Annotated in this window: 17 protein-coding genes; 14 read left to right on the top strand and 3 right to left on the bottom strand. The window is 47.2% G+C overall.

What is annotated here, in order from left to right; all coding sequences use genetic code 11:
- Positions 1-2 precede the first annotated feature (2 nt).
- Positions 3-1757 carry an ABC transporter permease gene (locus tag LRL21_RS02195; protein WP_240414111.1) on the top strand — a complete coding sequence of 585 codons (1755 nt, stop codon included), beginning with the start codon at positions 3-5 and terminating at the stop codon, positions 1755-1757.
- Positions 1754-2821: an ABC transporter ATP-binding protein gene (locus tag LRL21_RS46145; protein ID WP_240414110.1), complete on the top strand. Its 1068-nt coding sequence runs from the start codon at positions 1754-1756 to the stop codon at positions 2819-2821. The genes LRL21_RS02195 and LRL21_RS46145 overlap by 4 nt, the downstream gene beginning before the upstream one ends.
- A gap of 100 nt (positions 2822-2921) precedes the next feature.
- Here the strand turns inward: LRL21_RS46145 and LRL21_RS02185 are convergent, their stop codons facing one another.
- Positions 2922-3287, bottom strand: coding sequence for a c-type cytochrome (locus LRL21_RS02185; protein ID WP_240414109.1), 366 nt, complete (start codon positions 3285-3287; stop codon positions 2922-2924).
- 153 nt (positions 3288-3440) lie between these two features.
- Between LRL21_RS02185 and LRL21_RS02180 the strand changes: the two genes are divergently transcribed.
- The 4 genes from LRL21_RS02180 (at position 3441) to LRL21_RS02165 (ending at position 7046) form a co-directional block, all read left to right on the top strand.
- Positions 3441-4214, top strand: a complete 774-nt coding sequence (locus LRL21_RS02180) for a gluconate 2-dehydrogenase subunit 3 family protein (protein WP_240414108.1) — start codon at positions 3441-3443, stop codon at positions 4212-4214.
- A gap of 42 nt (positions 4215-4256) precedes the next feature.
- Complete coding sequence (locus LRL21_RS02175; protein WP_240414107.1) at positions 4257-5978, top strand: GMC family oxidoreductase; 1722 nt, start codon at positions 4257-4259, stop codon at positions 5976-5978.
- A gap of 44 nt (positions 5979-6022) precedes the next feature.
- Positions 6023-6751 (top strand): twin-arginine translocase subunit TatC, encoded by a 729-nt coding sequence (tatC, locus tag LRL21_RS02170; RefSeq protein ID WP_240414106.1) that lies wholly within the window; start codon positions 6023-6025, stop codon positions 6749-6751.
- A gap of 91 nt (positions 6752-6842) precedes the next feature.
- Entirely contained in the window at positions 6843-7046 is a 204-nt protein-coding gene (locus LRL21_RS02165) for a twin-arginine translocase TatA/TatE family subunit (protein WP_076228158.1), read from the top strand.
- Positions 7047-7185: 139 nt separating this feature from the next.
- Here LRL21_RS02165 and LRL21_RS02160 read toward each other — a convergent pair whose 3' ends face one another.
- Positions 7186-8745 carry a choice-of-anchor I domain-containing protein gene (locus tag LRL21_RS02160; protein ID WP_240414105.1) on the bottom strand — a complete coding sequence of 520 codons (1560 nt, stop codon included), beginning with the start codon at positions 8743-8745 and terminating at the stop codon, positions 7186-7188.
- 209 nt (positions 8746-8954) lie between these two features.
- On the opposite strand from LRL21_RS02160, the gene LRL21_RS02155 reads away from it, so the two are divergent.
- From LRL21_RS02155 to LRL21_RS02125, 7 genes are all read left to right on the top strand, one after another.
- A complete protein-coding gene (locus tag LRL21_RS02155) occupies positions 8955-10493 on the top strand; it encodes a bifunctional GNAT family N-acetyltransferase/carbon-nitrogen hydrolase family protein (RefSeq protein ID WP_240414104.1) in 1539 nt (512 codons plus the stop codon).
- A 33-nt stretch (positions 10494-10526) separates the two neighbouring features.
- A complete protein-coding gene (locus LRL21_RS02150; protein ID WP_240414103.1) occupies positions 10527-11396 on the top strand; it encodes a carbon-nitrogen hydrolase family protein in 870 nt (289 codons plus the stop codon).
- Between the two features lie 208 nt (positions 11397-11604).
- Positions 11605-13518 (top strand): sigma-54-dependent transcriptional regulator, encoded by a 1914-nt coding sequence (locus LRL21_RS02145; protein WP_240414102.1) that lies wholly within the window; start codon positions 11605-11607, stop codon positions 13516-13518.
- A 160-nt stretch (positions 13519-13678) separates the two neighbouring features.
- Positions 13679-14998: a four-carbon acid sugar kinase family protein gene (locus LRL21_RS02140; protein ID WP_240414101.1), complete on the top strand. Its 1320-nt coding sequence runs from the start codon at positions 13679-13681 to the stop codon at positions 14996-14998.
- Positions 14999-15057: 59 nt separating this feature from the next.
- Positions 15058-16050, top strand: a complete 993-nt coding sequence (gene pdxA, locus LRL21_RS02135; protein ID WP_240414100.1) for a 4-hydroxythreonine-4-phosphate dehydrogenase PdxA — start codon at positions 15058-15060, stop codon at positions 16048-16050.
- Between the two features lie 65 nt (positions 16051-16115).
- Positions 16116-17384 (top strand): nickel pincer cofactor-dependent isomerase, group 22, encoded by a 1269-nt coding sequence (locus LRL21_RS02130; protein ID WP_240414099.1) that lies wholly within the window; start codon positions 16116-16118, stop codon positions 17382-17384.
- Between the two features lie 147 nt (positions 17385-17531).
- On the top strand, positions 17532-18512 hold the full coding sequence (locus LRL21_RS02125; protein ID WP_240414098.1) for an aldo/keto reductase: 981 nt from the start codon (positions 17532-17534) through the stop codon (positions 18510-18512).
- Between the two features lie 115 nt (positions 18513-18627).
- Here the strand turns inward: LRL21_RS02125 and LRL21_RS02120 are convergent, their stop codons facing one another.
- Positions 18628-20574 (bottom strand): methyl-accepting chemotaxis protein, encoded by a 1947-nt coding sequence (locus LRL21_RS02120; RefSeq protein ID WP_240414097.1) that lies wholly within the window; start codon positions 20572-20574, stop codon positions 18628-18630.
- A gap of 269 nt (positions 20575-20843) precedes the next feature.
- On the opposite strand from LRL21_RS02120, the gene LRL21_RS02115 reads away from it, so the two are divergent.
- Complete coding sequence (locus tag LRL21_RS02115; protein ID WP_240414096.1) at positions 20844-23321, top strand: S1C family serine protease; 2478 nt, start codon at positions 20844-20846, stop codon at positions 23319-23321.
- The last annotated feature ends 70 nt before the right edge of the window (positions 23322-23391 follow it).

Genomic DNA, 23391 nt, shown 5'->3' with positions numbered 1-23391 from the left:
ATATGAATACGAATCTTGAGCAGACAGGGCACCGTAACAACGGGTCAAGAGTCGATAAGGCTCCGACCCGATTGGGTTCCCGTGTCTGGCTGCAACGGATCGCTCTTGGATTAGGTTTCGTTACTGTCATTCTGCTGTTTCTGTTCCCTATCATAAAGCTGATGGCGTTAAGCTTTGTGCACAAAACAGGGACGGGGCTTGGCGTATACTTTGATCTATTGAGTGAGGCAAGAACATGGAAAACGGTGGAATCGACTTTAATCATCATCAGCGGTTCGACCCTGGTTGCCATACTTTTAGGTGTAGGTCTTGCATGGTTAATAGCCTATAGTAACTTGTCACATAAATCATGGCTTCACTTGATTGTCATGCTTTCATTTATAATGCCTTCTTATGTTGTAACATTAGCCTGGACATCATTTACAGGTGTACAAGGACCAATAGCCGAATTTCTGCATCTATTTTCCAAGGATATGAAGCCGTGGAGCATGTACAGCTACGGGGGAATTATATTCGTCATGGGTATCCATCATTATCCGCTTGTGTATTTGCTGACGGTTGGTGTGCTCAGGCGAATTCCGCGAGAGCTGGAATGGGCAAGCCGTGCAGGTGGAGCCGGCCGATGGGCGACATTTCGCACGATCACGCTGCCGCTGGCGATTCCGGGTATAGCAAGCGGTGGTCTGCTCGCTTTTCTGGCCAGCCTGGACAACTTTGGCATCCCTGCTTTCCTGGGAATTCCGGCTAATATTACGGTATTAAGTACGCTGATTTATGAGCAGGTAGTCGGATTTGGCCCCAGTGCGTTTGCAAGAAGCTCTGCGCTGGCTGTCCTTCTGGGAATTGTCGCTTTAATCGGGACTTTAATACAATGGCTTGTTCAGCGTTCCTACAAGACATCGGAAACGGGATACGAGGACATGGTTCCGCGGTTTCAGTTAGGCAAAAAGAAGTGGCTGTGGACGGGGCTTGTCTGGCTGTTTCTGGGTGTGATTACCTTTTTACCGTTAGTCTCGATGCTGATGTATTCCTTAAAGAAAGCTTATGGGCTTCCACTTAGCTGGAATAATACGACCTTCGATCATTTCCGTTTCGTCTTGTGGGAGAGTGCCAAGGCGTACCGCGCGATCGGTAATAGCCTCACATTAGCGTTGGTCACCTTAATCGTCTGTATGATAGTGGGGACAGCCTTTGCGTACTATCGGCTGCAACGGTCTACGCTGCTTGTAAAAGGAATGGATCTGGTGATCAGCCTGCCTTATGCGCTTCCGGGCATAGTGTTCGGCTTAGCAATGATTCTTACCTGGATGGAGCCGATTCGAGGCTGGAATCCGGGAATATACGGCAGTGTGGCCATTCTGTTCATTGCTTATATGATCCGTTTCATGACGCTGCAGGTGCGCAGCAGCATGACGGATTTTCAGCAAATCGATGCTTCAGCGGAGGAAGCCGCCCGGATTTCAGGTGCAGGGTGGAGCAGCGTATGGCGTAAAATTCTCCTGCCTCTGACGCTGCCGGGGATACTGGCCGGAGCCCTTCTGGTGTTCTTGTCCGCTTTGACGGAGCTGACGGTATCCTCGTTGCTATGGTCGTCAGGATCGGAAACGATTGGTGTCGTTATTTTTAATTTTGAGCAGGCAGGCAGCACGAATTATTCTACTGCATTGTCGTGCGTCATTGTGGCCCTGATTATGATATTGATGATTCTGCTGCAGGCTGTGAAGTGGACAGCCCAAAGAAAGGGAGGCACATTGTGAATACGGAAATCATTCGAGTAACGAAGCATTTCGGATCGCAGGAGGTATTAAAGGGGATTGACCTGCAGATTCAATCGGGAGAATTTATCGCTATTCTGGGGCCGTCTGGCTGTGGCAAAACGACATTGCTGCGGCTTATGGCAGGCTTTGATCATACAACCGATGGGGAGATACGGATTGCAGGGAGAACAGTCGACGGCAACGGGCATAATGTTGCGTCTGAGCACCGGAATATCGGTATGGTGTTTCAATCCTTTGCGCTGTGGCCGCACCTGAGCGTCAAGGAGCATGTCCGTTTTCCATTACGTCATCAAAGTAACAGAGCTGCTTTACCACGTGCGAATGAGCTATCACGCATATCCGAGGTATTGGAAATGGTCGGTCTGACACAGCTGGCAGATCGGATGCCGCATGAGCTGTCCGGCGGACAAAAGCAGCGGGTGGCCTTTGCCCGTGCAGTCGCAGCCAAGCCCAGCTTGCTGCTGATGGATGAGCCGTTATCGAGTCTGGATGCGATGCTGCGCTTGGAGATGCGCCGGGAAATTCAAAGCCTTCACCGTCGTAGCCAAGCCTCGATTGTTTATGTGACACATGATCAGGGAGAAGCCCTGGCGATGGCAGATCGCATTGTGGTAATGAATGAGGGGCGGTTTGAGCAGATCGGCACTCCGCAGGACGTATACCTGCGGCCGCAAAGCAGCTTTGTGGCCCGATTCGTAAGCAAGGCCAATCTGGTTGAAGGCAGCTGGGACGGTGCTGTTTTTCATCCGAGAAGCGAGAATGTGGCTGCACCTGCATGGGCTGGAAATGAGGTTTCAGGGGAGATCAAAGCCAGCGGCTTGTACCCGGTCAGACCTGATCAATTTTTGATGCATAGAGATGGCAGGGAGCGATCGGAGCGGAATGGATTACCCGGACAAATCGTCAATGTGCAATATCAAGGCAAAGAAATTCATTATGCGGTTAACGTGAATGGGCATACCTGGGAAGTGCATACAGGATTTACGGAGCCCTTCGAGGTAGGCGAGCGGGTACAGGTTGCCTTGAAACAGCAGGCTGTATAAATTAGCGAATATGAATCAGCAGCATAAGCAGTTCATAAGCAAGAGCCGTTTCCTGGAACGAACAGGAACGGCTTTTTGTGTACGATGTTCAATGGAATGCTTATTTTTTATCGGCTAGCCAAGTCGCAAGCGCACCGATTTCAGTATCTGTGAGCTTGCCTTTAAAGCTGGGCATGGCCCCTTTTCCGTTATTTAATATCGTGGCAAGCTGATCCTTGGAGTATTTGGCACCGGCCTTTTGCAAGCTGGGTCCAACCGCACCCTCCAGTGCATTACCGTGACAGCTTACACAGTTTTGCTTATAAATCGCACTAGCATCTGCAGTGGTACCGCCGCCCGTAGTTGATCCAGCTCCCTGATTAGCTGCTGGCGGAGTTGGGGTACTTGGAGGTGCAGAGCTTTTCGAGCCACAGGCGGATAGTGAAATAGAAAGCAGCAGGGTGACACAGACAAGTGATTTGTTCATTGGGTATTCCTCCTTGGGGTTGGTTCTGGTTTCAGCTATTTTGTGAAAAACAGTTTGTTTGCATAAAATGTCCGTCCGGTGATCAAAATATACGCAACGTCCATTTATTACAAAATGAAGCTCAATAATCCAATCTAAAAGGAGATTGCTGTCATGGAAGAAAAGGATACACAACGTCCATCGGATGATTCGCGCCGTCGTTTTTTGAAATATTCCGGAGCTGCTATTGGTGGGGTCGTTGTGGGTGGAGTGCTGACCAAGGCTTTCACCGGCGGGTTGACCAAACCTTCAGAGACTCCTGCCCCAGCGCCCGCACCTGGCAATGAAGCCTCAACGATTGATTACAATCAAGCTCCGATGTTTTTTGATCAGACTCAGCTTCAGCTGACGGAAGCGGCTGCAGAATGTATTTTTCCTAAGGATGAACTTGGACCAGGAGCTACAGAGCTGGGTGTTGCCTTCTACATAGATCATCAGATGTCCAGCCGCTGGGGCGTGAACGCCCGAGAATATCGGACGGGCCCTTTTGTTAAAGGGGAAGTGACTCAGGGCGATTATCAAAGCATTCGGCGTAATGAGCTGTTTACGATGGGTCTGCAATCGTTGGAGGAAGCCAGCCAGAAAAAATATTCAAAAGGTTTTGTAGATCTGGCCGAGGAGGAGAAGATCGCGATTCTCACGATGATGGAAAAAGGAGAAATTATGGTTGTGAATGGGGTCACGGGCAAAACCTTTTTCAACATGCTGCGCGCTTTAACGATAGAAGGCGCCTACTCTGATCCGCTATATGGCGGCAACAAAAATATGATGGGTTGGAAAATGCGCAAATATCCGGGCAATCAAATGAGCTACGCCGAAATTATGGACAAGGAACAATTCGTCTTAATGGAGCCAAGAAGCTTACGTAACCATTTTGTTACCCATTAAATCAGTGAGAGAGCAGTCAACCATAGAAAGTGAGGAAAATAAATGGCTACAGTATTGCCAAAGGTTCCGGTAGTGATCGTGGGCATGGGATTTCTGGGAGGAATTATTGCCGCGGAATTGACCAAGGAAGGGGTCAAGGTAGTCGGATTGGAGCGCGGGAAGCCTCGGAGCACCAAAGACTATTATATGGTGCATGATGAACTGCGTTATTCACAGCGGTATGAGATGATGCAGGATTTATCCAAGGAAACGATTACGTTTCGCAATACCGAAAAGATTGCTGCTGTGCCGATGAGAGAATATGGTTCTTTCCTGCTTAGTGAGGGGCTTGGTGGTGCTGGGGTTCACTGGAATGGACAAACGTATCGGTTCCTGCCTTATGATTTTGAAATCTACAGTAAGACCGTGGAAAAATATGGTAAAAATAAAATTCCGGCAGGGATGACGATTCAGGATTGGGGTATTACCTATGATCAAATGGAGCCGTACTTTGATAAATTTGAGAAGATGGCCGGCATATCCGGTGACCCCGAACAAAATCCGCTTGTAGGAAAAAGAACTAATCCTTTTCCAACCAAGCCGATGATACGGACACCAGTGCTCAAATTATTCGAAGAGGCCTCGAAGAAGCTTGGCTATCACCCCTACATGATGCCATCTGCTAATCTTTCCGAGCAGTATACGAATCCTGACGGTATCACACGGGCTGCCTGTCAATACTGCGGCTACTGTGAACGATATGGCTGTGAATATGGGGCCAAAGCGGACCCGGTGGTGACAGTCCTGCCTGTAGCTCAAAAAACCGGCAATCTGGATCTGCGATCCTACTCGAATGTCATTCAAATTTTGAATGACGGCAAGAAGGCTACTGGAGTCGTCTATGTAAATACGCTCACTGGGGAGCAATTCGAACAGCCGGCAGACGTGGTGATCATGGCAAGCTACGTGTTCAATAATGTTCGTCTGCTGCTGACTTCCAAGCTGGGCAAGCCCTATGATCCCGTTTCGGGAACAGGAGTGATCGGCAAAAACTACGCTTATCAAACAAACGGGGGAGCAGCTACCGGATTTTTTGATGATCGAGAATTCAATTTGTATGCAGGGGCCGGATCACTCGGAATCGAAGTTCCTGATTTCAATGGAGACAACTTTGATCATACAAATCTCAATTTTATTCATGGAGCAGGAATCCGGATTTCCCAGACAGGGCTTCGACCGATAGCAACCAATTCGGTACCCAAGGGAACCCCGTCATGGGGAAAAGAGTTCAAGAAACAATCGATCAAATATGCTAATAGTGTGCTGGCAGTATCTCCGCAGGGCAGCAGTATGCCTTGGAAGCATCATTATCTTGACCTGGACCCTACGTATAAGGATGCGTACGGACTGCCCCTGATTCGAGTGACCTTTGACTTTGAGGATCAGGATCGTGAAATGATCAAATTCGTCGCAGGTAAAGCGGCCGAAATTATGAAAGAAATGAAACCGACGACGATGGGATCGGCCGATCAGCTGGGGCCATACAATATTGTCCCTTATCAATCGACTCACAATACAGGAGGAGCGATTATGGGAGCTGACCCATCCACTTCTGCAGTTAATTCCTACTTGCAAATGTGGGATCACGAAAATATTTTCGTTGTTGGGGCATGCGCATTTCCGCATAACAGCGGCTATAACCCTACAGGAACCGTTGGCGCACTCGCATACCGGGCAGCGGAAGGGGTCTCTCAATATATAAAAAAAGGCGGATCTCTGGTGTGAATACACGGAATCTGCAATCTAGCTTCTAATGGGGTGGGGATCGGATGGAAATGGAGGACTGGGTACTGCATTTGGCGGAGATCAGGAAGCGGCTGATTATCGTGGGCTCATGGTTTATTGCCGCACTTTGTGTAGGACTGTACTTGTCTCCGAGTATTTTACGTTACATCAAGTCACAGCCTTCAGCGAGCGCAATTGAATGGAATGTATTTTCTTTTACGGACGGGCTGCTCATCTATATGAAGTGTGCTTTGCTGTTTGCTCTGCTGTTCGCGGTGCCTGTCATATTGCATCAGCTATGGGGGTTCGTGAAACCAGGGCTTACAGAAGCTGAGGCCAGAAGCACCTTGCCTTACATTCCTGCGGCGTTTGTACTGTTTTTAGCTGGAGCTGCCTTTGGTTACATGGTTGTGTTCCCGATGATGCTGCATTTCATGAAGACCATGAACGTGACGATTGGCGCTGTGGAAACGTATGGTATCGACCGCTACTTTTCGTTTTTATATGAAATTGTGTTTCCGATGGCGGTAGCCTTTGAGATGCCAGTGGTTCTGATGTTTCTTACCAAATTGGGATTGCTGACACCCGAGCGGTTAAAAATGACACGAAAGTATGCCTACATCACCCTGGCCATTGTAGGCTCGTGCATTTCGCCACCAGATATGATTTCTCACCTATCGGTAACTGTTCCTTTGTTCTTGCTGTTTGAAATCAGTGTATTCGTTTCAGGCAGGCAGTGGCGGGCCATGCAGCATACGCCGACGAACAGCTAAGGAAGCCTGTACCGCAGCAGAGGATGCATACATAGGAGCCTTCTTCATTCGGCCAGGCTCCTGATCATTAAGGGAAGAAAGGAGAATCCATATGTTCAACAATATTGGTGTTTCAGGCTTAGTGTTAATTCTGGCTATCGCTCTGATCGTGTTTGGTCCTTCCAAGCTGCCACAGCTCGGCAGAGCCTTCGGGGACACACTCCGCGAATTCAGGAATTCTACGCGCAGTATCGTAGAGGATGAGGAGCCTGCCGACAAAGCTTCTATCAAGAACGAAACGACAAAACTGCTGTAAAGCTGGCTCGTGATTGAGTAGCGTGGAATAACAAATACACCTCTCAAATCCCACTTGAATTGTGGTTTGGAGGTGTATTCGTTGTTATTGGGAAGTGCGATGAATAAGTCTCGCTGCGCGGTCAAATATCCTAACGAATTTATTTACCTTGGTAGAAAGTAAGGGATCCAGCTACTTCATTAGCGCTGACGAACAGGTTGCGTCCGCCAACCTTGTGAATGCCCTCAGGTGAAGTGCCGGAAGGAAGCAAGCCCAGGTAATTCGGTTTCTTGGGATCGGTTACCTCGAAGAACAGAATCACGCTTGCACGTTCAGCAGCTACCGCCATGATTTGCTTGCCGTTCACTTCGGCGATCGTCAGGTTCTCAACCTCGCTGCCACGATTACCGCTGCGGTTTTCTGGGTAAAGACCTACTAGAGCAGCAGATTGATCGATCAGTTCCATGCTGTCATAGATCACATTTCCATCTAAATCCCAGCCCATCACATTACGTCCGCCCGAGCGAACGCCATCCTTGAATTCGTCTTTACCCAGATCACCTTCATTGGCGGTGAACAGGTATTTGCCGTCAGTTGTAAAGGCGATACCATCCGGCTCAGGGCGAGCGGTCATATCTTCGGTGAACGACACTTTGTCATCTGTTTTTAAATCGGCCTTATGCTTGGTAACACCAAGCGAGAAAATTTTGGTAATTGCTTTTTTGTTCAGATCTACGATGGCAATTGCATTGTTTTCCTGCAAAGTGATTGCGGCTGTAGAGCTGTCCGGACTGATCGCTACATATTCAGGCTGAGGATCATGGGGGTAGATAGCTCCCTTTACATTGGTCAAATCTATTTTAAGATCGGTTAATTCACCCTTTGTTACATCTCCACCTGCAAAGCTGATAATTGCGATCGACCCTGGACGTTTGGCATTTTTATAATCGATTTCGTCCTTCGCTACATCAATTTCTTCATCTTCAATCGCGATGACCACATGTTTGCCGTCCTTGGAGATTACGATACTGTCGGGTCCGATGCCAACCTCGTAGGATTTGACAATGCTATATGTATTTAAATCGACTGCGGCCACTATACCTTTGTTGGCGTGCGTTACATCATCACCTGTACGGATAGCAGCCAATGCAAATTTGCCATCAGGAGTTACCGCCACACTGGTAACGGTTGCTTTATCAGAAAGGCTTTTGAAGCTGACTTGCTTCAAGACACTAACCTTAGTCACATCTTCAATATTCAAAATACTGATACTGCCCAGGTCATCCTCGGTAACGACCAAACGTTTACCATCCGGTGTAGATGAAGCGATCTCAGCTTTGCCGCCAGGCATTTTGAAGGTGCTTGCCACCTCGTAGCCGGTTTTGTTTTGTTCTGCAATGGCAACCTGTTGAATAGACTGGAAGGTCTCAGGTGAGATTTGCATCAAGGAATCCGTCAGATAAGGCTTTTTATTTAATTTGAACAGCTTGCCCTGAAGTGTTGCATCTTCGGAATCGAGCTTGAGCACTGCTTGTACGCTGCCGACCACGATTTGCACACTGCGATCCTTTTCATTCCAGGTAAGCTTACCTTGCATGTTTTCAAACGTTTTTCGTACAGGTACATCCTTTGTTTCCGCAAAAGCTGTAGCGGTTGTCAGGCTTGTGATCAATAAGGCGCCTGCGGTCATACTGGTTAATAGTTTACTACTGCGTTTCATGGATACACCTCTTCATCAAAATAGTGACAATATGCATAGTATAAGAGGACATTGTAAAGAGAACGTTATAAAAATATAAATAAATTGTAAAGAAGTGCGTTATTTCCAAGATGTTAATTGTTTACATTACGTTTACACACGCTAAATATTCAGATAGTACTTCCTATATATAATGATTAAAGACCATATTGAAAGAGTGGAGAGTTTATATGACCAAAGGTGATATTTCACAATTTGAAAAAAAAATCATAATCCGCAATATTGTGCGTGCCGACTTCGAAAATATCATCGCGCTGCAAAATATCTGTTTTCCGAATATGCTCCCTTGGAAAATCGAGCAGCTGGAAAGCCATATCCGTATATTCCCGGAAGGACAAATCTGTGTGGAATATGATGGGATTATTATCGGTTCGTGCTCCAGCCTGATCGTTAACTTCGATGAATATTTGGAACAGCATACTTATGCGGAAATTACGGATAAAGGCTATATTCGTACGCATGATCCATTAGGTGGAAATTTGTATGGTATGGAGGTCATGGTGCATCCGGATTACCGCCGCATGAAGATTGGCAGACGCTTGTATGAAGCGCGGAAGCGGTTGGCCGAGGAGCTGAATCTGAAAAGCATTATTGTAGGCGGACGTATTCCGCTCTATCATAAATATAGTGATAAAATGTCGCCGAGAGCGTATGCCGAAGAGGTATTGCAGCAAAACATATATGATCCCGTGCTGACTTTCCAGATGATGAACGGCTTCACGTTGAAACGGATCATTACGAACTATTTACCCGATGATCAGGAATCGATGACCTATGCGACACTGCTGGAATGGAACAACATTGAGTATAAACCGAAGGTTTCCAAAATCCATTACAAAATGTCATTTCCCGTGCGGGTATGTGTCGTTCAATATATGATGAAAAAAATTGAATCGTTTGAGGAGTTTGCTACCCAATGCGAGCATTATGTGGATGTAGCCTCGGATTATAAATCTGACTTTGCCGTATTTCCGGAAAATGTGACGATGCAGCTGTTATCGTTCCTGGAAGAGCGCTCGCCCAGCTTGGCTGTGCGCAAATTGACCGAATTCACACCGAATTATGTGGAGCTCTTTTCCGATCTGGCTGTGAAATATAATGTCAATGTTATAGGCGGTTCACACTTCTTGGAAAAAAATAATCGTATCTATAATGTGGCCCATTTATTTCGCCGTGACGGGACAATAGCCCAGCAGTATAAGCTGCATATTTCTCCCAATGAACGCAAGTGGTGGGGAATCAACGGTGGCAATCGGTTGGAAGTATTCGATACGGATTGCGGCAAAATTTCGATCCAGCTCAGCAGTGATATTGAGTACCCTGAGATTTCACGCATTGTTGCTGAAGAAGGGGCACAAATTATTTTTGTACCGTATTGTACGGAGGACCGCCAAACCTTTTTACGTGTCAAATTTTGTGCCCAGGCGAGAGCGATTGAAAATCAGATGTTCGTTGTGACCGCAGGCACAGTAGGCAATCTGACGCATGTTGAGAATATCGATATCCAATATGCCCAATCCGGTATTTATACACCATCCGACTTCTCCTTTCCCCGTGACGGTGTGGCCGCAGAGTGCAGTGAAAATACGGAAACGGTTATTATGGCCGAGATCGATCTGGAGGTACTGCAGCGTTACAGAAAAACGAAGGAAGTTTTGACGATAGGGGATCGACGAACCGATATTTATTCACTGCAAATTCGTTCCTAATTCGTTTTTCTATTGCAAAGGAGTCACGCCACTATGACAACATTGAAAATTGCTACGATTCAATACGGTTTGAGCGACCTTCATTCCGCTGAGCATTACTGGGAGCTGATGGCTGAGAAGCTGCAGGAGGCAGTCAGGCAGGAGGCGGAGCTGGTTGTTTTACCGGAATATGTGACAGCGCACTTGCTGTCGCTCGTTCCAACTATGAATAATGAGGAAGCGTGCCGGTATTTGGACAGCTTTACGACCGCCTATTGTGATTTCTTTGAGCGTCAGAGTAAAGAAACCGGTATGGTAATCGCGGCAGGCAGTCACATTTGTCAGGAAGCAGACAGTTACGTGAATACGGCATTTATGTTTTTTCCTGACGGCCGGGTAGAAACGCAAAATAAATTCCATCTTACTCCTGAGGAAAAGCATCGCTGGCTGCTGAAAGGCGGCGATTCACTTAATATCATTCATACCCGTTGGGGCAAAGCAGCCATCTTAACCTGTTACGATATTGAATTTCCTGAAATTGCGCGAATTGCTGCAGCCAGAGGCGTAGAGCTGATCCTGTGTCCCTCTTACACGGATTCTGCGGCGGGATATCATCGTGTCCGGCATTGCTGCCAGGCACGTGCCGTTGAAAATCAATTGTTCGTGGCATTAAGCGGGATCGTCGGCTCATTGCCCGTAAGTCGTCCTCAGATTGATGAAGGTCATTGTCAGGCGGGAGTATTTGCACCATGCGATGTTCCTTTTCCCAATGATGGGATCTTGATATCTGGGCGTTTGAACGAAAATATGGCCGTTTATGCGACGGTCGATTTCTCCGAGCTCGACAAAAACCGCAAGCATGGCGTCGTCGCTCCCTTCTATGACCGCAGACAGGATTTATATGAGCGTGAAGAGAAGGCGTAAGTATAATTAGATCGGCATACGCAAGAAAAAATGCACACACAAGAACATATAAGAGTTGGAAAAGCCGATACTGTCTCGCTGCGAGATAGCTCGGCTTTTTCTTTCCGTCTGTTGTATAATCAATATGATGAATTATGCATCAATGATCTGACGGTTTGTAGGCGTAATGGTTATGGACTGTCGTTATTTGAATCATGGAGGGCTTATCATGTTGAATTTTTTGATAATTGCTCCTTATCGCGGGATGAAGGATCTTTTGGAAGATATCCCGTCATCGCCCGACTATGAGGTTCATGCAGAGGTGGGTGATCTGAAGCACGGACTGAACATTGCCAGGACAGCTGAGCTGCAGGGCTATGACGTTATTATAAGCAGAGGCGGAACCGCACGACTAATCCGCAGCCATGTGCAAATTCCGGTGATCGAAATAACGGTCAACGGCTATGATATATTACGTTCGCTTACTTTGGTTAAAGGATATCGGGGGACGATTGGTATCATTGGATTTCCCAACATTGTGGATGGAGTGGACACGATTGCCGAGCTGCTGGACATTCAGGTCATGACCTTCATTATCCATCATGAGCATGAGGCGGAGGCGGCGGTGAATAATGCCAAGGAGTTGGGCGTCGATCTCGTGATTGGCGATGTAGTTACTGTGGCCGTCGCTGAGCATTCAGGTGTTCGGGCAATTCTGATAACGTCTGGGCGAGAGGCGCTGCAGGAATCGCTGCTGCAAGCCGAGCAAATAGCCAGAAAGAGGCAGGCAGAAGCCCATCAAAGAGTGTTAATGAAATCGATACTGGATGCTTTGCACCATGGAGTTGTTTATGTCGATGCCGAACAGAACGTGAAATTTTGCAATGAGCAGGCTGGGCGTCAATTAGGGGTAAGAGCGATGTCAGCGGTAAATATGAAATGGGCTGAGCTCATTGCCAGCACATCCACTTCCCTGGTTTATACAGATGCAGGTCGTTCGGCAGACATAACCAAAGGAGCAGACAGAACGGTTAGAACAGCTGTGCGAAGTAGAACAGATTCGTTTAAGCTTCAGCAGGCTAACTCGACAGAGGATCTCATTCTAGTGATAGAGCATTCTTTGGCGGAGCAAGGAACGATCTTTGAGCTGCATGAAAGTCAGACGATTGAAGGAATGGAGCGGCGGGCCCGCAAGGTAAGGGAAGACAGGCTTTCACCAGCCAAGAGCAGGTTCCAGCAGTTCGTGCAGACAGATTATATGAATGAGGCTTACATGGATAAGGCCAAACGATGGAGTAAACAACTGTATCCGATCTTGATTACGGGAGAGCCGGGGACAGGAAAGAAGACATTAGCTGAAGCTCTGCATAATGACAGCTCTTATCAGTCGGGGCCCTTTGTTCTGTTCGATGCGGGAAGCTGTGCCACCGAGCAGCAGGACCAACAGCTGTTCGGTCGTTTGGAACAGCCAGATAGCTGCTTGCTGCGTCGTGCAGAATCAGGAACGCTGCATATCCAGCGGATTGAGCAGCTTAGTCTACCCGTTCAACGCAAGCTTGCAGCGGCATTACAAGCTTCCCATACAGCTATGACGAATGGTGAGCGGCCGCCGTTTCGTTTTATGGCTTCGACAGCCGCAGATTTGGCGCATCAAGTAAATCTGGGCGAATTCGACCTGCTGCTGCTTGTACAGCTGCAGCTTTATTCGCTTCATCTCCCACCACTTCGCAGCGTAACAACAGAGCTGGATCATATCGTATTTTGGTATTTGGCAGAGATGAACCGAACCTTGGGCAGTCAGGTGCTGGGAATTAAACCGGATGCATTGAATCTGATGACCACATATGAATGGCCGGGTAATTTTGCTGAGCTGCAGCAGGTGCTCAAGCTGATTGTCGAGACGTGTGAAGGTTCTTTTATTACGCTGCAGCATTTACAGCCGGTAATGGACAGCTTAATCAGTAAACATGATAAAACAACGAATAGCAGTCTGGAGCAGTTGATCGGAGCAACGCGGACTCTGGAGGAAATTGAGGCTGATATTATACGTTTCGTTCTTGAGCAGGAGGGCTTTAATCAATCCGCTACTGCCAAAAGATTGGGGATGAACCGCACCACGCTCTGGCGCAAGCTAAGCCCATGAGTCGAGTCTTGTACGATTATAGCTATTACAAATGTCACAATTTAAAAATGTGTTTAAAAATGAAACACAATTTGTATTTCTCGCCGTTGTATTATGAAACGCTGATTTGATAAGATGAGATCAGACAGCAAGTGGAAAAGGAAAGCAGGCGGGTATGATTATGGATAACGTCATTATTCTTTCTGATGATTTAACAGGGGCGAATGACTCTGGCGTTCAGTTCGCCAAGCACGGAATGCCTACAGTTGTTTGCATCGATGACAGGCAAGCTCTTAGGCCGGCTAATTCCGGTACAACGTGTGTGATGAATGTGGAAAGCCGGTCACTTACACCGGAAGCCGCTTTCCATAAGTGGAGCGAGCTGCTTGAAACCCAGGATTTGAGTCAGTTTCAGGTCATTATGAAAAAAATAGATTCTACACTGCGTGGAAATATTGGCAAAGAAATTGAAGCTCTGATGAGCACAGGACAGTTTGACCTGGCCATCGTAGCCCCTGCCTATCCGCAGAAGGGGAGGTTGACCATAGGCGGTTATCAGCTGCTTAACCAGCAATTGCTTGAAGATAGCGAGATTTCACGGGACCCGAAGTTTCCGATTACGAATTCCAAGATTTCTGATATCATCGGTGCTCAATCTTCGATTTCGGTGGGTGAAGTTGAAATTCGTTCAATCCGCAGCGGCAGGCTGGCTATGGAGGTACGCACACTTCAGCAGCAGGGAACACGTGTCATTGTAGCGGACAGCGCCACGCCTAATGATTTGCAAATCATTGCTGAGCAATTCGCGGGCGAGCGTGTGCTTTGGGTAGGCTCTGCAGGGCTGGCGGAAGCATTGGCTAATCGTTATCCCAAGCTTGGATTCTATAAGCTGGAGTCGGACGTTGAGAGGCTTGATGATGAGAGACTCCAAGAACAGGAACAGCTTGCCGATCCTATTGCTCCTGTACTCGTTGTGGCAGGAAGTGTCAGTCAGGTTACGAGACAGCAGGTAGAGACACTGAGGCAGAATGGCTTCCGGTCATTGGTGATTGATCCGCTCCTGCTTCTCGGTATTAGCGATCAGGAAATGGCTGAGCTCGTACAGGAAGCGCGGCAGTTCATTGCCTCGGGCGAGGATCTGGTTGTAACTACGGACATTTCCAATGAAGCCAAACTTCAAGTGGTTAATTATTTGCAGCAGGCAGGCTTAAGTGCACTGGCTGGCGGGGATCTGATCGCAGACGGTATCGGAAGGCTGGCAGCAGCGGTCATTACTCAGGAAAGGCTTGCCGGTGCAGTACTAACGGGTGGAGATATTGCCTACCGTGCCTGCACACATTTGAACATTGCCAGCTTGGTTATTATCGGTGAGGTGGAGGAAGGCTTGCCGCTCTGCAAAGCTGAAGGTAGAGTCTCGATTCCTCTGGTCACAAAGGCGGGGGCTTTCGGAAATCCTAATTCTTTACTGCAGGCAGCAAAAGTTATCAGGGATAGAAAGTAGTCATTGCCCAAGCAAACAGTCATGGAAAATAATCAGCCAAGCATAAGGAGATATATAGGATGCATAGACCGATAATAGGAATTACAATGGGTGACGCGGCAGGTGTCGGCCCGGAAATTATTATGAAAGCATTGAAGGACCCACAAGTATTTGAAACTTGCAAGGCGATCGTAATCGGTGATGCCAAATTTTTATCAAGAGCCGAATTATTTTTGCAAACCGGTTTGCGCGTTCATTCGATAAAGTCCCCTGAGCAGGCATTGGATCAAGCTGGAGTCGTCAATTGTCTTGATATGGATCTATTGCCAATGAGTCTACCTTACGGTAAAGTTTCGCCACAGTCCGGCGATGCCGCGTTCCGCTTTTTGGAGAAATCCATTGAGCTTGCGAAGGAAGAGAAGATCGACGCCATCTGTACGGCACCCTTGAACAAGGAGGCGCTGCAGAAGGGTGGACATCATTATCCGGGACACACGGAAATTTTGGCGGATTTAACTGCAACTAGTGATTACGCAATGATGCTGAGCTCCCCCAAGCTCAAGGTTATTCATGTGACAACCCATATGGGTCTGATCGATGCGGTCAAGTCGATAACGGCTGGACGTGTATATTCGGTTATTAAGATGGCACATGACACACTGAAGAAAGCAGGCTATGAGCAGCCGCGGATTTGTGTATGCGGGATTAACCCTCATGCCGGAGAAAACGGACTGTTTGGTTATGGTGAAGAGGATGCGGTTATTGTACCTGCTGTAGAGCGAGCCAAGCAGGAAGGAATTAACGTGGTTGGGCCGTTGCCTGCGGATACGTTATTTTTCCTGGCAGTTCGCGGCGATTACGATATTGTCGTTGCGATGTATCACGATCAGGGTCATGGTCCTATCAAGGTATTGGGCCTGGATGCAGGCGTCAATATTACAGTAGGCTTGCCAATTATACGTACCAGTGTGGATCATGGAACCGCATTTGATATTGCAGGCAAGGGCATTGCTGATGAAAAAAGTCTTTTGGAAGCGATCCGTCAAGGTATCGAATTAGCACCCAAGCGGTAGAAGTGATGCCATGACACACATACATGACAATCGAAACCATATCCTAACAAGGAGGAATACATCCAATGTTGCTGCCAAAGTTTGTGAAGGTCAAACAGCATTTTAATGGACCCAGGATCGACGATATCGAGGCGGAAATCAGCAAGCAAATGGAAGCTATCCGTTTGTCCGACAAGGTCAAGCCGGGGATGAAGGTGGCAATAACAGCAGGTAGTCGAGGCATCGCTAATATTGCCTTGATCATCAAAAATGTGGTCAACGAGCTCAAGAAGCTTGGGGTTGAGCCGCGAATCATTCCGACAATGGGCAGCCATGGTGGAGCGACCGCTGAAGGACAGATTGAGGTGCTGGAGGGTCTGGGAGTGACTGAGGACTTCTGTGGGGCTCCAATTCTTTCGTCCATGGAGGTCACACAAATTGGTGAGACTCCGGCAGGCCTAGCGGTATACGCGGACAATCACATTCTAGCCAGTGATGCGGTTATCGTAATTGCCAGAATCAAAGTTCATACTGATTTCAAATCATCGCAATGGATTGAAAGCGGAATTGTGAAAATGGCCGCTATCGGTATTGGCAAGCACAAGCAGGCACTGCTGCTTCATTCGTATGGGATTCATGGTATCCGTGATTTGATGCCTGCTGTGGGTCAAGTCACTCTCGATAAATTAAATGTGTTATTCGGATTGGGCATTGTGGAAAATGCCTTTGATCAGACGGCCATTATCGAGGCTATTGAAGCGAAGCAAATTGTTGAGCGGGAGCAGGCGCTTTTGAAAATATCGAAAAGCATGATGCCCAAGCTTCCCGTAGACGATATAGACGTGCTGTTCGTTGACGAAATCGGCAAAAACTACAGTGGGACCGGGATGGATACCAATATAATAGGTAGAATGCGGATTTTGGGCGAGGAAGAGCTGGATAGTCCGAGGATCAAATATATAGTAGCCAGTGATTTAAGTGAGCCTTCTCATGGAAATGCACTCGGAATGGGGCTTGCCGATCTGACAACCAAACGTTTTTTCGATAAAATCGATATGAAAATAACGAACGAGAACGTCATTACAAGCTCATTCATTATGCGAGGCATGATTCCGATGGTCATTGATAACGACAAAGAGGCGCTTCATGTGGCTTTACGCTGTAACTGGGGTATTGAATCGTCACAAGCAAGAATAGTACGTGTCCCCAATACACTTCATTTGAAATATGTCTATGTTTCAGAAGTGCTGATACCCGAAATTCAAAAGCTGTCTCATATCGAAATTTTGGGTCAGCCGGAGCCCATGCAATTTGACGATCATGGTTATCTACCGAAAATGGCTGAGCACGACTAGAGGAGGCAGCGGGCAGACTCACTTTATTTCAGGTAACTATAGGAATCCGAGTATATTAAATGAGAAAAATGTCAGTTCTTTCTATTCTCTCAATTATTGGTTATGATTTAAGAGGTAGATTACATATACCAAAGGAGCTGAGTATTAATGGAGTACACGTTCTTAGGAAGAACCGGACTTAAAGTGAGTCGTCTTTGTTTAGGCACAATGAACTTTGGACCGTCGACGGATGAGAAGGAAGCTTTCAGTATTATGGATGCTGCACTGGATGCTGGAGTGAATTTCTTTGATACCGCCAACGTTTATGGAGGGGAAAACCGCCGTGGCTGGACCGAGGAAATTATCGGACGTTGGTTCGCTCAAGGCGGGAATCGTCGGGAGAAAGTTGTGCTGGCTACCAAAGTGTATGGTCCTATGGAGGATGAAAATGATGGTCCTAATATGGAAAGAGGATTATCCACGTACAAAATCCGCCGTCATCTGGCAGCTTCATTAAAGCGGTTGCAGACCGATCATATTGAATTATATCAAATGCACCATATTGCCCGAAGCGCCACTTGGGATGAATTATGGGAGGCATTTCAGGCACTGGTGCAGCAGGGTACCGTTGACTATGTGGGCTCCAGTAATTTTGCAGGCTGGCACATCACTTTGGCACAAGCCAAGGCGAAGGAGCGTCATTTCCTCGGGCTGGTTTCTGAGCAGCACAAGTACAGCCTGTTTTGCCGTGAGCCTGAATTGGAAGTACTACCGGCTTCGGAGCATCATGGAATCGGTGTGATCGCATGGAGTCCATTGGCAGGAGGCCTTCTGGGTGGTAATGCATTGAATCCGGATGCAGGCTCCAGAACAGCGAATCAGGCCAAGGCTATCGAGAAGCATCGCTCGCAGCTGGAGCAATTCTCCGCGCTGTGCAAGGAGCTGGGGGAAAGTGAAGCGAATGTTGCATTGGCATGGGTATTATCTCATCCGGCACTCACCGCACCGATCATCGGACCACGGACTCTGAAGCAATTTGAGGATACGTTAAGAGCTGTAGAAATCAAGCTCGACAAGGAAACGTTGACCAAGCTGGACGAGATATTCCCGGGTCCAGGCAAGCCTGCCCCGGAAGCGTACGCCTGGTAGCAGGCTGACACATCCATATTTGCATCTATACTTAACAGACTACCCTCCAATTTCGTTGTGAAAACGCGATTGGAGGGTATTTTACTCTCATGCATACTGGGTAAGAAGCAAGGTGTTACACTTTAAACTTACCGATAACGTCCTGAAGTTCGTCGGCCATGCCGGAGAGAACGGTTGCAGATGCCGTGATCTCCTCCATGGTAGCGAGCTGTTCTTCGGCCGCAGCCGATACATTTTGCGTACCTGATGCCGTCATATCGGAAACCTCCATAATGGTCTCAAACGACTGAACGACCTGCAAGGCATTCGCACACATTTGCTGGGATGAGTCGGACACCTCTTGAATTTGTGTAGATACCTGCCGGATTGATTGCTGAATTTGTGTAAAAGCGTCACCTGCGGTATGGACGGCGTGCAGGCCTTGGTTGACCTCGGTAATTCCGATATCCATAGATTCAACCGCGTTTGCGGTTTTGTCCTGGATGATGGCAATAAGCTCGGCAATGGTTTGCGCTGAGCGGGAGGATTGCTCGGCAAGCTTCCTGACTTCGCCAGCAACAACAGCAAAGCCGCGGCCCTGCTCTCCGGCACGAGCTGCCTCAATGTTGGCGTTCAGAGCCAGCAGGTTGGTTTGTTGGGCAATGTTTGTAATAACGCCGATGATTTGTCCGATTTCCTGTGATCGGTCACCCAGTTCCTTGATTACCAAGGCAAGCCCGTTAACGGTTTGCTGCATGGATTCCATTTGGGTAATAGCCGAATGAATGGCCACGTTACCTTGTTCAGTCTTCTCGGAGGCGTCCAGAGCCAGAGAAGAGACATTGGTTGCATTAGCAGCAATCATTTGAATACCATCTGAAATGTCCTGAACCGACTGTGAGCTATCTTTTAAAGTCTGAACCTGCTTCTCCGTTCCTAATGCTACTTCTTCAGTGATCTTAGCTACTTGCTCTGTGGCTTGACTGGTCTGCGACGCGCTGGCTGTCAGCTGCTCGGCAGATGCTGCCAGGCTTTCGGAGTTGGAGCCGATCTGCTGAATCATATGCCTCAAATTTTGAAGCATCAAGTTAAAGCTGTCGGCAAGCTGCCCGATTTCATTGTTGTCCTTGATTGTCACTTGTACAGTAAGATCACCGCTTGATGCTTGTTTAGTAAAGGCGGTCAATTGAATGAGCGGTTTGGCAATTGTATTAGATAAAAAGAAGCCCGCGGTACAGGATACTAGCAATACAATGACAAGTAAAACGATGCTTTCATTGATGATTTTTGTGTTTTGAGACATTACGGAATCGTAGGATTGAGCATTACCTACAAGCCAGCCAGTCAGTTCATTATAAGTGTAAGAAACCATCATTTTCTGACCATTTTCGACAAAAATCGATGTTCCGTCATTTCCCTTCAAGCCCTGTTGGACAAAATCGACCGCACTGATGTCCTTATCTATGTAGCTTTTATCCACGTGAGCCAAAATTTTACCACTGCGGTCTATGATAAAAGGAATATTACCGTTCTGAGAAAGTTTGGTCACATATTCGCTGAGAAAAGAAAGATCAATATTATCAGTCAGGATGCCAGTGACCTGTTTGCTTTCATTCAGAACCGGCACAGCTAGGACGATAATTTTACTTCCGGTAGCTTTGGCTACCAATACTTCGGATACAACAGGCTTACCGGTTTGCAGAGATTGTTTGAAATAGTCCCGGTCGGCTACGTTTGTCATAGCCAGATTATCACTGCGGACTTTTTGCTGCCCTGTAACATCGGTGTAATTTAGGACCGCTTCTGGATGAACCTTTACCGAGGCGTTTAGTAGTGCTTTAGCGGTTTCAGCTTTGGGTGCTCCGCTCTGAAAGATTTCATTCTGGGCAAGTACTTTTAATAAGTCAAAGTTTTGGCCGATGACAACGCTAATATCATTCTGAATCGATTGGGCATTGGCTAGGCTAAATTCGCTGGCATTATGCTGCAACTCCTGGCTATTTGAGTAAATACTGAAACTGGAAAATACTAACATAGGTAATGAAGCGAATAGCATAAGAACAATGATAAGTTTCTTTTTCACATGATGCCCCCCCCTAGGATGTACTTGTAAAAAATTAGTCATCTTTCGTACATTATATTGTATAATTCGACAAAAAATCTATTAAATAATAGTCAAGTTCTTGATAAATTACATAAACTAAGACTAATGGACTAGAGCATTCATGCTTACAAAAGCTGGTTTTTCCTGTCAATTGCCAATTGTCAATGTATTGGAATTTGGGCTTGATTCTGTTAGAGTATTTATATGGAAAATTGATCCAATCAAACAAAGGATGGGGAGACATTTAATTGAATTATTTACAAAAAATAGGCAAACGTTTTATGCTGTCGGTCCTTGCGATGATACTGTTTGTATCCGTTGCAAGCTCGTCAGTTTATGCGGATGCCGCAGCCGACAAGGGAGCTGTTCCCGCGGTTATCGAAAAAACGACCCGATCTGTCGTAGCGATCATCGGTAAACCTATCGATAATAAAAAGACAGTGGAGAAAAACCGCTATGATCTTGCTCACGGCACCGGAGTTATTGTAAAAAGCGATGGGTACATCCTGACCAATGCCCACGTGGTAAAAAATATGCGCAATATCGTGGTTGTAACCTCTGATGGACAGACACATCCTGGGAAAACGACACATTTTGATGAAGAAAGTGATCTGGCTCTCGTGAAAATCGAGGCGACGGGCTTGACCCCGGCCGTGCTGGCTGATCCAACGGACCTTAAAGTCGGTGAATCGGTTATGGCGATTGGGACACCGTTATCCTTTGCGCTGCGCAACTCGGTTACTTACGGTATCGTCAGTGGAATGGACCGCTCGGTCTTATCCAAGTATCAGCTGATACAGACGGATGCGGCGATTAATCCCGGCAATAGCGGGGGGGCGTTGGTCAATATGAAAGGACAGGTTATCGGGATCAATACGCTCAAGTATGTCCAGTATGGTGTGGATGGACTTGGCTTTGCGATTCCGGTGGCGACTGTGCAGCATGTATTGGATCACTTTTTCAAATACGGCAAGGTGAAGCGTTCTTCCCTGGGATTGGAGCTTGGAGAGAGCTGGGAGGCTGTTGTTGGCTTACCGTCAAGCAATGGTCTGGAGGTAACTTATGTAGAACCGGATTCTCCGGGTGCGAAGGCTGGGATTGTCCAAGGTGATGTGCTGCTGGCCATCGACTCTTACCCAACACGCAATCAGGTCGAATTCAACGAGGCTTTGAAGAACTATTTACCGGAGCAAAAGGTCAGATTGACGCTGCAGTCAAGCGGAAGCTCCAAAATCATCGAGGTGGTTCTGGGAGAAGAGCATACCAGCTCCGAAACCGTTATTCAGGATGCCGATGGTTCCTATATTGATGCGGACCAGGGCAAAACGTGGATTGGCGATAGCCATTACGGCTGGTCGATGAAATATCCGGCAGGACTTGTTAAGGCCAATGAAGACTCGGGGCAGGGCAAAAGTGTGCTTCTTGTTGATGCCAAAGGCGAGTTTGCCATCAGTATTATCGTTGAAGAAAAGCAAAGCGAGGATATTTCTCCGGTTGGACTCATGAAAAAAATGGCCGATGATGGCAAAGGTACGCTTTTGGAAAAAAGGTTTATCGAGCAAAAGCCGCAATCTTATTTATTACTTGTAAAGAAAAATGAGCGTGGGGAATATTATCAAACACGAGCCTTTTCCAAAGGGGATAAAGTTTATTACCTGACGCTGATCGTCGAGAAGGAGGAATCCTACAACAACGCGATCAAACGCAACAGCTACAGCGATCTGCTGGATTCGTTCGTGCTCTCTTTTGACGCGAGTAATGCCTCCTTGAAGGATATATCCGCCTATCAAACCGGAAATATGGTGACGACGGAATATGGGCTGGTCTTTGAAACACCTCTGGAATGGAGCAAGCGGGAATGGGGCAATGGTCTGAATTATGCAAGCAAGGATGGTGAGCAAACTTTATCTGTACAGGTGAGCTCGGCCGCATCCGGTGATACCTTGAAGGACTGGGTGGCAAGGCAATCAGCAAAATTTAATGATGCCTACACGGAAGGCTATAAGGAAGTCGGGGAGTCGAATGAAACGGTCATTGGCGGCACCGCAGCTATTGAAAAGCGTTACGCATCTACTATGGGTGATAAGTGGCGTCAGTCTCATGTTATTTATATGATTAAGGATAAATACAAGTACGAAATTAAATTCATGTATCCAAAAGCCGCAGGCGGTGAAGATATGGATACGCTGATCAGCAGCTTTGAGAAGTCTGCTTCCTTTACCAAGGAAGGTGTCAATCGTTCGCTCGGATTTATTCAGGATGAAGAAGATCTGACTGATCTGAACAAAACGATAACGTACACCAACAAAAAATATATGTACACATTGCGTGTTCCCGAAGCCTGGCAGGGAGTTTACCAGAGAGAGCTTGACAGTCCATCCGCGCAGTTCAGCTTTAATGGAGGCAGCCTGAACATATCGGCTGATGACCGTTCGAGTCTGGAAGAGACGATAAAGCGGATTGAACAGGATCATAAGAAAAGTACTGAAGCCGATGCAAATTACAAAAACTCCGCCGCTGACGAGGAAATGTTGGGCATGACGGTCAGAAAGTTCACAACCACGTACAAAAGCAGAAATGTGCCCTACACCCTGGTTGAATATGTATTTGAAAAAAATGGTTATGTGTATTCCGTTCGTCAGCGGATTAATGATGCGGTCAAAACCGACGGTCAGTGGCAGCGGCTGGAAAATGCTGTGCATTCGATTCAACTGCTGGATAAGTAAGGATTGGATGAGTAATGGTGACGAACTATCGATGTAATTTCTTGAATCCGTAGTATCAGGAAGGGGATTA

It is taken from the genome of Paenibacillus periandrae (assembly GCF_022458865.1).
GTDB lineage: Bacteria > Bacillota > Bacilli > Paenibacillales > NBRC-103111 > Paenibacillus_S > Paenibacillus_S periandrae.
This window is presented reverse-complemented; position numbering and strand designations above follow the sequence as displayed.

Excerpts from the sequence above, each read along its gene's own strand:
- LRL21_RS02145 (WP_240414102.1), top strand. The coding sequence starts at position 11,605 with ATGTTGAATTTTTTGATAATTGCTCCTTATCGCGGGATGAAGGATCTT.
- tatC (WP_240414106.1), top strand. The coding sequence starts at position 6,023 with ATGGAAATGGAGGACTGGGTACTGCATTTGGCGGAGATCAGGAAGCGG.
- LRL21_RS02180 (WP_240414108.1), top strand. The coding sequence starts at position 3,441 with ATGGAAGAAAAGGATACACAACGTCCATCGGATGATTCGCGCCGTCGT.
- LRL21_RS02160 (WP_240414105.1), bottom strand. The coding sequence starts at position 8,745 with ATGAAACGCAGTAGTAAACTATTAACCAGTATGACCGCAGGCGCCTTA.
- LRL21_RS02155 (WP_240414104.1), top strand. The coding sequence starts at position 8,955 with ATGACCAAAGGTGATATTTCACAATTTGAAAAAAAAATCATAATCCGC.
- LRL21_RS02140 (WP_240414101.1), top strand. The coding sequence starts at position 13,679 with ATGGATAACGTCATTATTCTTTCTGATGATTTAACAGGGGCGAATGAC.
- LRL21_RS02175 (WP_240414107.1), top strand. The coding sequence starts at position 4,257 with ATGGCTACAGTATTGCCAAAGGTTCCGGTAGTGATCGTGGGCATGGGA.
- LRL21_RS02165 (WP_076228158.1), top strand. The coding sequence starts at position 6,843 with ATGTTCAACAATATTGGTGTTTCAGGCTTAGTGTTAATTCTGGCTATC.
- LRL21_RS02150 (WP_240414103.1), top strand. The coding sequence starts at position 10,527 with ATGACAACATTGAAAATTGCTACGATTCAATACGGTTTGAGCGACCTT.
- pdxA (WP_240414100.1), top strand. The coding sequence starts at position 15,058 with ATGCATAGACCGATAATAGGAATTACAATGGGTGACGCGGCAGGTGTC.
- LRL21_RS02125 (WP_240414098.1), top strand. The coding sequence starts at position 17,532 with ATGGAGTACACGTTCTTAGGAAGAACCGGACTTAAAGTGAGTCGTCTT.
- LRL21_RS02130 (WP_240414099.1), top strand. The coding sequence starts at position 16,116 with ATGTTGCTGCCAAAGTTTGTGAAGGTCAAACAGCATTTTAATGGACCC.
- LRL21_RS02185 (WP_240414109.1), bottom strand. The coding sequence starts at position 3,287 with ATGAACAAATCACTTGTCTGTGTCACCCTGCTGCTTTCTATTTCACTA.
- LRL21_RS02195 (WP_240414111.1), top strand. The coding sequence starts at position 3 with ATGAATACGAATCTTGAGCAGACAGGGCACCGTAACAACGGGTCAAGA.